Origin of the sequence: Mycobacterium sp. (genome assembly GCF_052145595.1) — a bacterium.
Classification (GTDB): domain Bacteria; phylum Actinomycetota; class Actinomycetes; order Mycobacteriales; family Mycobacteriaceae; genus Mycobacterium.
On record NZ_JBKQOI010000181.1, the window covers coordinates 1 to 11821 of the forward strand.

Annotated in this window: 12 protein-coding genes; 6 read left to right on the plus strand and 6 right to left on the minus strand. The window is 67.1% G+C overall.

The features are described from left to right. Positions 1-344 precede the first annotated feature (344 nt). The 5 genes from ACLP4W_RS16805 to ACLP4W_RS16825 are packed head-to-tail and all read left to right on the plus strand — an operon-like array spanning position 345 to position 5982. Positions 345-983: a TetR family transcriptional regulator gene (locus tag ACLP4W_RS16805; protein ID WP_442387797.1), complete on the plus strand. Its 639-nt coding sequence runs from the start codon at positions 345-347 to the stop codon at positions 981-983. Continuing rightward, positions 973-1932, plus strand: coding sequence for an ABC transporter ATP-binding protein (locus ACLP4W_RS16810; protein WP_442387799.1), 960 nt, complete (start codon positions 973-975; stop codon positions 1930-1932). Before ACLP4W_RS16805 ends, ACLP4W_RS16810 begins: the two co-directional genes overlap by 11 nt. Next, the gene (locus ACLP4W_RS16815; protein WP_442387801.1) at positions 1929-3572 is read left to right on the plus strand and encodes an ABC transporter permease; all 1644 of its coding nucleotides are present in this window, start codon (positions 1929-1931) and stop codon (positions 3570-3572) included. The genes ACLP4W_RS16810 and ACLP4W_RS16815 overlap by 4 nt, the downstream gene beginning before the upstream one ends. A gap of 10 nt (positions 3573-3582) precedes the next feature. Continuing rightward, positions 3583-4257, plus strand: coding sequence for a methyltransferase family protein (locus ACLP4W_RS16820; protein ID WP_442387803.1), 675 nt, complete (start codon positions 3583-3585; stop codon positions 4255-4257). Between the two features lie 30 nt (positions 4258-4287). Continuing rightward, positions 4288-5982, plus strand: a complete 1695-nt coding sequence (locus tag ACLP4W_RS16825; protein WP_442387804.1) for a CocE/NonD family hydrolase — start codon at positions 4288-4290, stop codon at positions 5980-5982. A 20-nt stretch (positions 5983-6002) separates the two neighbouring features. Here the strand turns inward: ACLP4W_RS16825 and glgC are convergent, their stop codons facing one another. Beyond that, positions 6003-7217 carry a glucose-1-phosphate adenylyltransferase gene (glgC, locus tag ACLP4W_RS16830; protein WP_442387805.1) on the minus strand — a complete coding sequence of 405 codons (1215 nt, stop codon included), beginning with the start codon at positions 7215-7217 and terminating at the stop codon, positions 6003-6005. Positions 7218-7386: 169 nt separating this feature from the next. On the opposite strand from glgC, the gene glgA reads away from it, so the two are divergent. Further along, entirely contained in the window at positions 7387-8550 is a 1164-nt protein-coding gene (gene glgA / locus ACLP4W_RS16835) for a glycogen synthase (RefSeq protein ID WP_442387807.1), read from the plus strand. Between the two features lie 38 nt (positions 8551-8588). Here the strand turns inward: glgA and ACLP4W_RS16840 are convergent, their stop codons facing one another. The 5 genes from ACLP4W_RS16840 to folP all read right to left on the minus strand — a co-directional run bounded on the left by ACLP4W_RS16840 (position 8589) and on the right by folP (position 11817). Beyond that, the gene (locus ACLP4W_RS16840) at positions 8589-8756 is read right to left on the minus strand and encodes a DUF3117 domain-containing protein (RefSeq protein ID WP_003406247.1); all 168 of its coding nucleotides are present in this window, start codon (positions 8754-8756) and stop codon (positions 8589-8591) included. 177 nt (positions 8757-8933) lie between these two features. Next, positions 8934-9515, minus strand: coding sequence for a DNA-3-methyladenine glycosylase I (locus ACLP4W_RS16845; protein ID WP_442387809.1), 582 nt, complete (start codon positions 9513-9515; stop codon positions 8934-8936). Beyond that, positions 9512-9886 (minus strand): DivIVA domain-containing protein, encoded by a 375-nt coding sequence (locus tag ACLP4W_RS16850; protein ID WP_442387811.1) that lies wholly within the window; start codon positions 9884-9886, stop codon positions 9512-9514. Before ACLP4W_RS16850 ends, ACLP4W_RS16845 begins: the two co-directional genes overlap by 4 nt. Positions 9887-9946: 60 nt before the next feature. Continuing rightward, positions 9947-10945: a glucosyl-3-phosphoglycerate synthase gene (locus tag ACLP4W_RS16855; RefSeq protein ID WP_442387813.1), complete on the minus strand. Its 999-nt coding sequence runs from the start codon at positions 10943-10945 to the stop codon at positions 9947-9949. Further along, a complete protein-coding gene (folP, locus tag ACLP4W_RS16860) occupies positions 10942-11817 on the minus strand; it encodes a dihydropteroate synthase (RefSeq protein ID WP_442387814.1) in 876 nt (291 codons plus the stop codon). The genes ACLP4W_RS16855 and folP overlap by 4 nt, the downstream gene beginning before the upstream one ends. Between the last annotated feature and the right edge of the window lie 4 nt (positions 11818-11821).

Genomic DNA, 11821 nt, shown 5'->3' on the forward strand with positions numbered 1-11821 from the left:
CAACCCGACACTCGTACGATAAATCTCCACTGGGGCCTCCCACATCTGTGGCTCTACCGACCAGGACCACCCTGTCGGCAACCCACGTTCACATGTGAGCGAGGCCCCAGCCCCCCATACCGTCTAGTCGGCTTGGCGCCGCGCGCACCAATCGCGCACCAATAGACGACCTCCGAATGCGATATCACCTGCGATATCACATTCCCGGATTGGGTGGTGGCCGTCGCGCGGTACTCCTGTTTCCGACGTGACCGGACAGCGACTGTTCTTTATCTTTATCTTTACGAGTTCCTTGCGGCCGGCCTCCTTGACGCTTCGCTGAACGCACGTTTAATATACTGAACATGCGTTCAGCCGACCTGACCGCCGCCGCCCGGATCCGCGACGCGGCCATCGAGCAGTTCGGCGAGCACGGGTTCGGCGTCGGGCTACGCGCCATCGCCGAAGCGGCGGGGGTGAGCGCCGCGCTGGTCATCCACCACTTCGGCTCCAAGGACGGCCTGCGCAAAGCCTGCGACGACTACATCGCCGAAGAGATCCGCACCGGCAAGTCGGCGGCAATGCAGTCCAGGGATCCGGCCACCTGGTTCGCGCAGATGGCCGAGATCGAGACGTACGCGCCGTTGATGGCCTACCTGGTCCGCAGCATGCAGGCCGGCGGCGAGCTGGCAACGACGTTGTGGCGCAAGATGACGGACGACGCCGAGGTGTATCTGGACGAAGGCGTGCGGGCGGGAACGCTCAAGCCGAGCCGCGACCCCCGGGCCAGGGCGAAGTATCTGTCGATAACCGGCGGAGGCGCTTTCCTGCTGTATCTGCAAATGCACGAAACCCCAACGGATCTGCGTGCCGTGCTGCGCGACTACGCCCGGGACATGACGCTGCCCGCACTCGAGATCTACACCGAAGGGTTGATGGCAGACCGCACCATGTACGACGCATTCCTGGCCGCCGATGATCAAGGAGAATCCCATGCCAGCTGAAAACCCCGGCAACTTCGCGCCGATCGAAATCCGCGGCCTGACCAAGAACTTCGGCGCGGTGCGCGCGCTGGACGGCCTCGACCTGACCGTGCGCGAAGGAGAGGTGCACGGGTTCCTCGGACCGAACGGCGCCGGGAAGTCGACGACCATCCGCATCCTGTTGGGTCTGGTGAAGGCCGACAGCGGAAGCGCACGGTTGCTGGGCGGCGACCCGTGGACCGACGCGGTCGGGTTGCACCGCCAAATCGCTTACGTGCCGGGCGATGTGACGCTGTGGCCCTCGCTGACCGGCGGCGAGACTATCGATCTGCTGGCCCGGATGCGTGGCGGCATCGACGAGAAACGTCGCGCCGAGCTGATCGAGCGCTTCGACCTCGACCCGCGCAAGAAGGCACGCGCCTACTCGAAGGGCAACCGCCAGAAGGTCTCCCTGATCTCGGCCTTCTCGTCGCAGGCTCGGCTGCTCCTCCTGGATGAGCCCAGCAGCGGCCTGGACCCATTGATGGAGAACGTCTTTCAGCAGTGTGTCGGCGAGGCGCGCGACCATGGTACGACGGTCTTGCTGTCCAGCCACATCCTGGCCGAAACCGAGGCGCTGTGCGAAAGGGTGACCATCATCCGGGCAGGCAGGACCGTCGAGAGCGGGTCGCTGGACTCCATGCGCCATCTCAGTCGCACCTCGATCAAGGCCGAAATGATCGGTGATCCGGGCGATCTCACCCGAATCAAGGGCGTCGAGGACGTCAGTGTCGACGGCAACACGCTGCGCGCGCAGGTCGACAGCGAAAGCCTCGGCGAAGTCATCCGGGCGCTCGGCGATGCCGGTGTGCGCAGCCTCGTCAGCCAGCCGCCGACCCTCGAGGAGCTCTTCCTGCGGCACTACAACACGGCCAACACCGCGACCGACGGTCAGCGTCAACGAACCGAAAAGAAGGTGTCGGCCCGATGAGCACCGCAACCTTGGACCGGCCACACCATCCGGCGCACCAAGCGCCGGCGGCGGGCTCGAACTTCGCCGGCACGCTCGGGATGCTGCGGCTCTACCTGCGCCGCGACCGGATCGTCTTGCCGCTGTGGGTCTTGCTGCTGTCGGTTCCGCTGGCCAGCGTGTACGTCGGCAGCGTCCTCAAGGTTTACCCGACCGAGTCCGCCCGCGCCGGATTCGCGGCCTCCATCATGGCCAGCCCCGCCCAGCGCGCGCTATACGGGCAGGTTTACAACGACACCACCGGGGCGGTCGGCATTTGGAAGGCCGGGATGTTCCACCTGATCATCGGGATAGCGGTGATTCTCACCGTCATCCGGCACACCCGTGCCGACGAGGAGAGCGGCCGCACCGAACTGCTGGACTCGACCGCAGTCGGCCGGTATGCCAGCCTCAGCGCGGCGCTGACGTTGTCGTTCGGGGCGTCGATCGCCACCGGCGCGATCGGCGCCGCGGGATTGCTCACCACCGACATCCCGCGCGGCGGATCGCTGGCCTTCGGGGCCGCGCTGGCCGGCTCCGGCCTGGTGTTCACCGCGGTCGCCGCGGTGGCAGCGCAGCTGTCGCCAAGCGCAAGGTTCGCCCGGGGCGCCGCGTTCGGCGCATTGGCGACCGCGTTCACGCTGCGCGCCATCGGGGACGCCGGTGACGGCAGGCTGTCGTGGCTCTCGCCGCTGGGGTGGTCACTGCAAGTCAGGCCGTACGCGGGCGACCGCTGGTGGGTCCTGCTGCTGCATCTGGCGACGACGGCCGCGCTCACCCTGGTGGCCTATCGACTGCTCGCCGGCCGCGATGTGGGCGCCGGGCTCATCGCCGAACGCGCCGGCCCCGGCACCGCCGCGACGTGGCTTAGCGGCGTGGCCGGGCTGACGTGGCGGTTGGACCGTGGCGCGCTCCTGCTGTGGACCGTCGGCCTGTGTCTGTACGGCGTCCTGATGGGCAGCGTGGTGCACGGCATCGGCGACGAGCTGGGCGACAGCACCGTCGCGCGTGACATCGTCGCGCGGATGGGCGGAACCAGCGCTCTGGAGGAGGCGTTCATCGCGGTGGCGTTCACCATGATGGGCATGGTGGCTGCCGCGTTCGCCATCTCGCTCACCTTGCGACCGCACCAGGAGGAAACCGGCCAGCGAGCCGAGACGACATTGGCCGGTGCCGTTTCGCGGACCCGCTGGCTGACAAGCCATTTGATAGCCGCGCTGCTGGGATCCGCGGTCGCGATGCTGGTCAGCGGACTGGCCGGCGGGCTCGTCTACGGCATTGCGGCCAACGACATCGGCGGCAAGCTGGCCATCGTCGTCGGAAGCGCTGCCGTGCAGCTGCCCGCCGTTTGGCTGCTGGCCGCGGTGACAGTGGCATTCTTCGGTCTCGCACCCCGGTTCACGCCCGTGGCGTGGGGCGTGCTGGTCGGCTTCATCACCCTGTACCTGATCGGTTCGTTGGCCCAGTTCCCGCAGTGGTTGCTCGATCTCGAACCGTTCGCCCACACCCCACGGGTCGGCACCGACTTCACCGCCGCGCCGCTACTGTGGCTGCTGGCCATCGATGCGGCGCTGATCACCTTGGGGGCCATCGCTTTTCGACGGCGTGACCTGCGTTGTTAGGGGTGGGGACATGAAGACTGCTGTTCGAGTGATGGCATCGTCGGTTTTCGGACTTGCCGCATTGTGCTTGATCCTGTTCGTGCCGGCCGACACGCTCAACTATTGGCAGGCATGGGTTTTCATCGCGGTGCTCACGCTCGCAACCGTGGTCCCGGCCATCTATTTGGCTCGGACGAACCCGGCAGCTCTGCAGCGACGTATGCATGGCGGCCCACTCGCGGAAGCCAGAACAGTCCAGAAGATCATTATCATCGGTGCTTTTTCGGGGCTCTTCGCGATGACGGCGTTAAGCGCATTCGACCATCGTTACGGCTGGTCGGCGGTGCCGGCGGCGGTGTGCTTGATCGGCGATGTCTTGGTCGTGGCCGGACTTTGTCTGGGCATGCTGGTGGTCGTGCAGAACAGTTATGCGGCCGCCACCGTCAGAGTGGAGGCAGGCCAGAAATTGGCTTCCCGCGGTCTCTACAAGCTGGTGCGGCACCCGATGTACGCCGCAGATGTGATCCTGATGTTGGGCACACCGTTGGCACTCGGCTCCTACTGGGGGCTTCTGTTCGTCATCCCCTGCGTGGTGGTTCTCGTCTTCCGCATCCTCGACGAGGAAAAGCTGCTCACCCAAGAATTGGGCGGGTACCGCGAGTACACGCACCGGGTGCGCTATCGGTTGGTGCCCAACGTCTGGTAGTGGCCAAGCCAACCCGCCTAAGGTGTTGGTGTGGCCCGTAATCCGGCACCTACCCTTGACCGGCCGTGGCAACGTCCCGGCGCCCTTAGATATGCACTGGGCCGGCTTCGCGGCATCGCCAAACCTCCCGTAACCGTCACCGATTCACCGACCGACGTCGCCGTCGAACGTGACATCGCCGTCCCGACCCGCGACGGGACAGTCTTGCGGATCAATGCCGTCTGGAAGGGCAACCGCAGCAAAGAAGACGGGGCCCGGCCGGTCATCCTGAGTATCCACCCCTACGGCAAGGACAATCTGCCGAGACGGCGGGGCAAGAGGTGGACTTTCTCGAAGCAATACCGCATGATTCACCAGCCGCAATCGGTGACCTTCTCGGCGCTGACCGGTTGGGAAGCACCGGATCCGGCCTGGTGGACCGCCCACGGCTTCACGGTGGTCAACGCCGACTCGCGCGGCTGCGGGCACTCCGGCGGCACCGGAAAGCTGCTGTCGCGCCAAGAGGCCGAGGACACCTACGACCTCGTACAGTGGATCGCCGGCCAGCCGTGGTGCGACGGCAACGTCGTCATGCTCGGGGTGTCCTACCTGGCCATCAGCCAGTACGCCGTCGCCGCCCTGCAGCCGCCGGCGCTACGAGCCATCTGCCCGTGGGAGGGCTGGACCGACGCGTATCGCGACCTGGCATTTCCGGGCGGAGTCCGCGAGACCGGCTTCACCCGGCTGTGGTCTCGGAACATCCGTAGCGATACCCGGCAGACCTACACCCTCGCGCCGATGCAAGGCGACCACCCACTGCGCGACGACTTCTGGCGCTCGCTGGTACCCGACCTGTCGGCGATCAAGGTTCCCATGCTGGTGTGCGGCAGCTTCTCGGACAATAACCTGCACAGCCGCGGTTCGATCCGGGCGTTCACGGGTTGCGGCTCCGCCCACGCCCGCCTCTACACCCACCGGGCCGGCAAATGGGTGACCTTCTACTCCGAAGTCGCGCGGGCTGAACAGCTCAAGTTCTTCCGCGGCGTGCTGGACGGCGCGCCCGATTCCCGTAGTGTCCGCCTCGAGGTGCGCGAGGACCGCGACACCATCACCGCGGTGCGCGAGGAAGCCGAATGGCCGCTCGCCCGTACGCGTTGGCGGCCAATCTATCTCGCCGAAGCGGGAGCGCTGACCGCACAGCAGCCGTCGACGGCCGGCGGCATCGCGTTCGAAACCTTCTCTCGCGCAGCGGTATTCAGCTGGACGGTCCCCGCGGATGTCGAGCTGACCGGCCCGATGGTCGCCCGGCTATGGGTCGAGCTGCACGGCTGCGACGACGCCAACCTGTTCGTCGGCGTTGAGAAGTGGCGCGACGGGCGGTTCGTCGGGTTCGAGGGTTCCTACGGCTACGGCCGCGACCGAGTGACCACCGGCTGGCAGCGGGTCTCGCTGCGCGCGCTCCACCCGGCGCTCTCGCTGCCCTCCGAACCCGTCCCGGAATGCACCAACCCGCAGCCCGTCTCCGCCGGTGAGGTGGTCGCGGTCGATGTCGCGCTGGGTCCGTCGGCGACATTGTTCCGCGCGGGCGAGCAACTGCGGCTGGTGGTCGGCGGACGCTGGTTGCATCCGCGAAACCCACTCACGGGCCAGTTCCCCGCGGCCTACGGCAAACCGCCGCGCGGTCGAGTGACACTGCACTGGGGCCCGCGCTACGACGCGCATCTGCTGATCCCCGAGATCCCCTGAGCCCGCGCCGGTAACGCGAGCTAGATCCAGACGCCCTTACCCACCGCGACCACACCGCCGGCGCTGACCGCGAAGCGCTCACGGTCCTTTTCCAGATCCACTCCGACCATTTCGCCGGGCCCGACGACGACGTTCTTGTCCAGGATCGCGTGGCGCACCACCGCGCCACGGCCGATCCGAGCGCCCGGCAAGATGACGCTTCCCTCCACGATCGCGCCGTCGTCGACCACTACGTTCGAGGACAGCACCGAGTTGCGCGCCGAGGCCGCCGAGATGATGCTGCCGGCACCCACCACCGACTCCTGCGCCGACCCGCCGTTGACGAACTTGGCCGGCGCCAGGTTCTCCGACGCGCCAAGGATCGGCCAGCGCTTGTTGTACAGGTTGAACACCGGATGCACCGACACCAGGTCCATGTGCGCGTCGTAGAACGCGTCCAGCGTCCCGACGTCACGCCAGTAAGCCCGGTCGCGCTCGGTGGCGCCGGGCACCTCGTTGTCGGAGAAGTCGTAAACCGCGGCCAACCCGTCGTCCACCAACCGCGGGATGATGTCACCGCCCATGTCGTGATCCGAGTGGTCGTCGTCGGCGTCGGCGCGAATCGCGTCAACGAGCACCTTGGTGGTGAAGATGTAGTTGCCCATCGAAGCGAACGTCGACTGAGGGTCGTCGGGGGTTCCCGGCGGATCCAGTGGCTTTTCCACGAAACTGCGGATGCGGCCGGAGTCGTCGGCGTCAATGCAACCGAACGCCGTGGCGTCGCTGCGCGGAACCCTGATGCCGGCCACGGTCGCGCCGGCCCCGCTGTCGATGTGGAACCGGACCATCTGCTCGGGGTCCATCCGGTACACGTGATCGGCGCCGAAAACCACTATGTAGTCGGGGTCTTCGTCGAAGATCAGATTGAGGGACTGATAGATCGCGTCGGCGGAGCCGGTGTACCAGCGCGGGCCGAGGCGCTGCTGGGCCGGCACCGGGGTGATGTACTCACCGGCCAGGCCGGACAACCGCCAGTTCTGCGAAATATGACGGTCAAGTGAATGCGACTTGTATTGAGTGAGAACGCAGATCCTCAGATAACGGGCGTTGACGAGGTTGGAGAGCACGAAATCGATCAGCCGATAGGCGCCACCGAAGGGAACCGCCGGTTTGGCCCGGTCTGCGGTCAGCGGGTACAGCCGCTTGCCCTCACCGCCGGCCAGGACAATGCCCAGCACGTGTGGCGCTTCCCTCATGAGTCCAAACTATCGGCCGCCGCGAACCGCTGCCAGGGGAACCGCCCTATTGGCTGCCGTCTGAGGGGCTGTCCGTCAAGGTATTTGGCTCCGCGGCGCGGCCCGATCACCGCAACCGATTGTCCGTCCCGACTCGCGGGCCACCCTGTCCCCGAACTACGGTGCGGGTATGCGGGTGGCGATGATGACTCGGGAGTACCCCCCCGACGTCTATGGCGGAGCCGGGGTACACGTCACTGAACTGGTCGCCCAGCTGCGCCGACTGTGCCCGGTCGACGTGCACTGCATGGGCCAACCCCGTCCGGAGGCCTTCGCCCATCAGCCCGACCCACGGCTGCGGGGTGCCAACGCGGCACTGTCCACCTTGTCCACCGACCTGATGATGGCCAATGCCGCGTCGGCGGCCACCATCGTGCATTCGCACACCTGGTACACCGGCATGGCCGGACATTTGACCGCGCTGCTCTACGACATCCCCCACGTTCTGACCGCGCATTCGCTCGAGCCGCTGCGGCCGTGGAAGGCAGAACAGCTCGGCGGCGGCTACCGGGTGTCGACGTGGGTGGAGCACACCGCGGTGCTGGCCGCCGACGCCGTCATCGCGGTCAGTTCCGCTATGCGCGAAGACATACTGCGGGTCTACCCCGCACTGGATCCAAGCGTGGTCCACGTCGTCCGCAACGGGGTCGACTCCGATGTCTGGCATCCCGCCGGGCCGGAGTGGACCGGTTCGGTGCTCGCCGATCTTGGGGTCGACCCAAGCCGGCCCATGGTGGCGTTCGTCGGGCGGATCACCCGGCAGAAGGGTGTGGCCCACCTGGTGGCGGCCGCGCACAAATTCAGCCCCGACGTGCAGTTGGTGCTGTGCGCCGGTGCTCCCGATACGCCGGAGCTGGCCGACGAGATTCGGGAGGCGGTGGCCGAGCTGGGCCGCAATCGCACCGGGGTGTTCTGGATCCGGGAAATGCTTCCCATCGGGGAACTACGCGAAATACTTTCGGCGGCAACCGTTTTCGTATGCCCGTCGGTGTACGAACCGTTGGGAATCGTGAACCTCGAGGCGATGGCCTGTGCGACCGCGGTGGTGGCTTCCGACGTCGGCGGGATACCGGAGGTGGTCGTCGACGGGATCACCGGGTCACTGGTGCATTACGACGCTGACGACCCGATCGGTTTCCAGGCCAGATTGGCCCAAGCGGTCAATGAGCTAGTCGCGGATCCCGAAAAAGCAAAGCGCTACGGCCGGGCAGGGCGCCAGCGCTGCGTCGAGTGCTTCTCCTGGGCCCATGTCGCCGAGCAGACGCTGGACATCTATCGAAAGGTGTGCGCCTAGGCCCGGACGACGTGCATTCGGCAGTGCCTGAGCTGGTCCTAGCTGGTAACGCCCTTGAGCTCATCGCCCAGGGCAGCTGCTTCGTCGGGCGTGAGTTCGACGACTAGTCGACCGCCTCCCTCGAGTGGTACCCGCATCACGATGCCGCGCCCCTCTTTGGTTGCTTCGAGAGGACCATCTCCGGTCCGGGGCTTCATCGCCGCCATCGAGTGCTCCCTCCAAATTCGAGCTGGCCCGCGTTCGCGGACCTGGTCGGCGCCGAGCATGCCCCGCCAGTGAATTTCCAGCCATACCCGACATTGAACTGCCAAATCACCCCCCCATTGTTCCCTATTCGGGTCGGCAGTTGCACCAAGACCCGGTTCTGGGACCTTATCGGTCCCTCAAAGCGCTTCTGCGGGCACCCAGCAACCGCGAATATGGTCGTCGACCATCCCGGTCGCCTGCATCAGCGCATAGGCGGTGGTCGGCCCGACGAAGCGGAACCCGCGCCGCTTTAGCTCGCGCGCCATCGCCTTCGATTCGGCACTGGCCGAGGGGATTTCGGATCCGTCGGCCGGCCGGGGCCGCGGCGACGGCGCGAACGACCACAGCAGCTCCGACAGGTCCGCGGGGGATCCCAGGTCAGCGGCGGCGCGCGCGTTGGCGATCGTCGCCTCGATCTTGGCCCGGTTGCGGACGATTCCCTCGTCCGCCATCAGCCGTTGCGCGTCGGCATCCGTGTAACGCGCGATCGTCTCGATGTCGAATCCGGCGAAGGCGCGCCGGAAGTTCTCCCGTTTGCGCAGGATGATCAGCCAAGACAGGCCGCTCTGGAAGGCCTCGAGGCTCATCCGCTCGAACAGCGCCACCCCGTCGTGCAGCGGGCGGCCCCATTCCTCATCGTGGTAGTTGCGGTACAGCTCGAAGTCCGGCCCGGGCCGAAGGGTCGCCCAGCTACACCGAACCAGCCCGTCGTCGCTCACACTATGTCCTGACGATCCTCGCCGTCGTCAGGTTCCACCGGACCGTGCTCGCCCTCGGCTTGGACCTCTTGGGCCTCGGCAACTGGGTTGGCGTGGACCGCGGCCAGCTGGCCACGCAGTGCCTCGAGCTCACGGGCGAGCCGGTCCAGCACCCAGTCCACCTCGCTGGTCTTGTACCCGCGCAGCACCTGGGTGAATTTGACGGCGTCGACGTCCACGCCGGTCACGCCGAAGGCGGGCAGCACCGTTGCCGTCGTCCCCCGCGGCAGGGGCGGCAGCTGCTCACCGCGACCGAACAGCAGGCTGGCCGCGCCGAACAGCACGATCGCGACCAACACCAGCACCACCAGGTACAGCAACACCAACGCCACGCGATTGATATTGCCCTATACCACCGACAATCCGGCGTCCGAAGGGGTCTCCAAGGGGCCTCAAACGGGCCTGAGTGCCCTCATCGGCGGCCGGTCCACCAGCGACACCGGGGAGGTGTGCTGGGTGTAGCCGTGCCCGCCGGCGCCGTCGGCGAGGAACTGGGTCAACCCGACTCCGGAGTCGGGGATCCCGCAGCGCGAGAGCAGCGTCGCGATGACCTGACGGCTCATCGCGCCCAGCTCGCCCAACGGCCGGTTGCGGTGCGCCCGCACGCCAAGGTTGACCTGGGCGATCGCGTCCAAGCCCAGCCGGTCGAAGGTGTCCACCAGCAGACCGACGTCCACGCCATAGCCCGGGGCGAACGGCAGCGAGGTCAGCAGCTCCCGGCAGGCCGCGTATTCGCCGCCCAGTGGCTGCAGCATGCAGCCCAGCTCCGGCCGCAGCGCCGTCAACAACGGCCGGGCCACCAGCTCGGTGACCCGCCCGCCGCCACTGGCGTTTGCAGCGCCTTCGCCAGCACCGCCATCCCCGACGTTCAGCGGCCGTCGATAGAAGCTTTTGACCAGATGGACGCCGTCGCAGTTGAGCAGCGGGCCGACCAGCCACGGCACGAACATCGGGTGCGGGTTGATCAGGTCGGAGTCGACGAACACGACGATGTCGCCGCTGGTGGCCGCGAGCGAGCGCCACAGCACCTCGCCCTTGCCGGGCCGGGTGGGCACCTCGGGCAATGCCTGTTCACGGCTGACGACGCGGGCACCGGCGGTGATGGCGCGGATCTCGGTGTCGTCCGTTGAGCCGGAGTCCAGCACGATCAGCTCGTCGACCAACCCATCGACCAGCGGAGAGATGCTTTCGATCACCGATGCGATGGTGGCTTCCTCGTCGAGGGCCGGCAGCACCACCGAGATGGTTCGCCCGGCCTTCGCCTCTTCGAGTTCGCCGATGGTCCAGCCCGGACGGTTCCGGTCGGGGTTGGACAGCCAGACGTCTCCCGGCCGTGCGGCGAGGGCCCGTTTGTTGGTGAGATGCCCGGCGACCAGCTCCGATGCCGTCATGCGAGCCCCCTTACCGTCCGCGTCGGCGGGCGTGTCCCCTGGATCGAGGCCACCATTTCCAGTACCCGCCGGGTGGCTGCGACCTCATGGACCCGGAACATGCGCGCCCCGGCGGCCGCCGCGAGCGCGGTGGCAGCGAGCGTTCCCTCAAGCCGTTCGGTCAGTTCCACACCCAAAGTCTCCCCGACGAAGTCCTTATTACTCAAAGCCATCAGCACTGGCCATCCGGTATTAACGAGATCGCCCAGGTGACGCAACAAAAGCAGCCCGTGGAAGGTGTTCTTGCCGAAATCGTGGGCCGGGTCGATCAGCACCCGGTCGCGGGCCACTCCGGCCGCGACGGCCCGCTCGGCGGCCCCGGTGACCTGGCGAATGACATCGTCCACCACACCGCGCGTGGTCGTTCCATAACTCACCCGGAATGGGCGGGTGCGCGGCAGCGCGCCGCCGGTGTGCGAACACACCAGGCCCGCGCCGAATTCGGCGGCCACCCCGGGCAGGGCGGGGTCGATGCCCCCCCAGGTGTCGTTGATCAAGTCCGCGCCGGCAGCGCAGGCCACCCTGGCCACCTCCGAGCGCCAGGTGTCGACGCTGATCAGCTGGTCAGGGTAGGCGCCGCGCAGCCATTCGATGAACGGCACCAGCCGGGTGATCTCGGTGTCCATGTCGACGCTCTCGCCGGGACCCGCCTTGACCCCGCCCACGTCGATGACATCGGCGCCGGCGGCGATGGCCCGGCGGACGGCGTCCCTGGCGGCCTCGTCGCTGAAGGTCGCGCCCCGGTCGTAGAACGAATCCGGGGTGCGGTTGACGATCGCCATGATCAGCGGGCGATCCCCCGCGACCGGGCGGCCGCACAGAGTCGATTGCACGCCT

Excerpts from the sequence above, each read along its gene's own strand:
- ACLP4W_RS16840 (WP_003406247.1), bottom strand. The coding sequence starts at position 8,756 with ATGGCGGCGATGAAGCCCCGGACCGGAGATGGTCCTCTCGAAGCAACC.
- glgC (WP_442387805.1), bottom strand. The coding sequence starts at position 7,217 with ATGAGGGAAGCGCCACACGTGCTGGGCATTGTCCTGGCCGGCGGTGAG.
- ACLP4W_RS16820 (WP_442387803.1), top strand. The coding sequence starts at position 3,583 with ATGAAGACTGCTGTTCGAGTGATGGCATCGTCGGTTTTCGGACTTGCC.
- ACLP4W_RS16855 (WP_442387813.1), bottom strand. The coding sequence starts at position 10,945 with ATGACGGCATCGGAGCTGGTCGCCGGGCATCTCACCAACAAACGGGCC.
- ACLP4W_RS16815 (WP_442387801.1), top strand. The coding sequence starts at position 1,929 with ATGAGCACCGCAACCTTGGACCGGCCACACCATCCGGCGCACCAAGCG.
- ACLP4W_RS16805 (WP_442387797.1), top strand. The coding sequence starts at position 345 with ATGCGTTCAGCCGACCTGACCGCCGCCGCCCGGATCCGCGACGCGGCC.
- glgA (WP_442387807.1), top strand. The coding sequence starts at position 7,387 with ATGCGGGTGGCGATGATGACTCGGGAGTACCCCCCCGACGTCTATGGC.
- ACLP4W_RS16810 (WP_442387799.1), top strand. The coding sequence starts at position 973 with ATGCCAGCTGAAAACCCCGGCAACTTCGCGCCGATCGAAATCCGCGGC.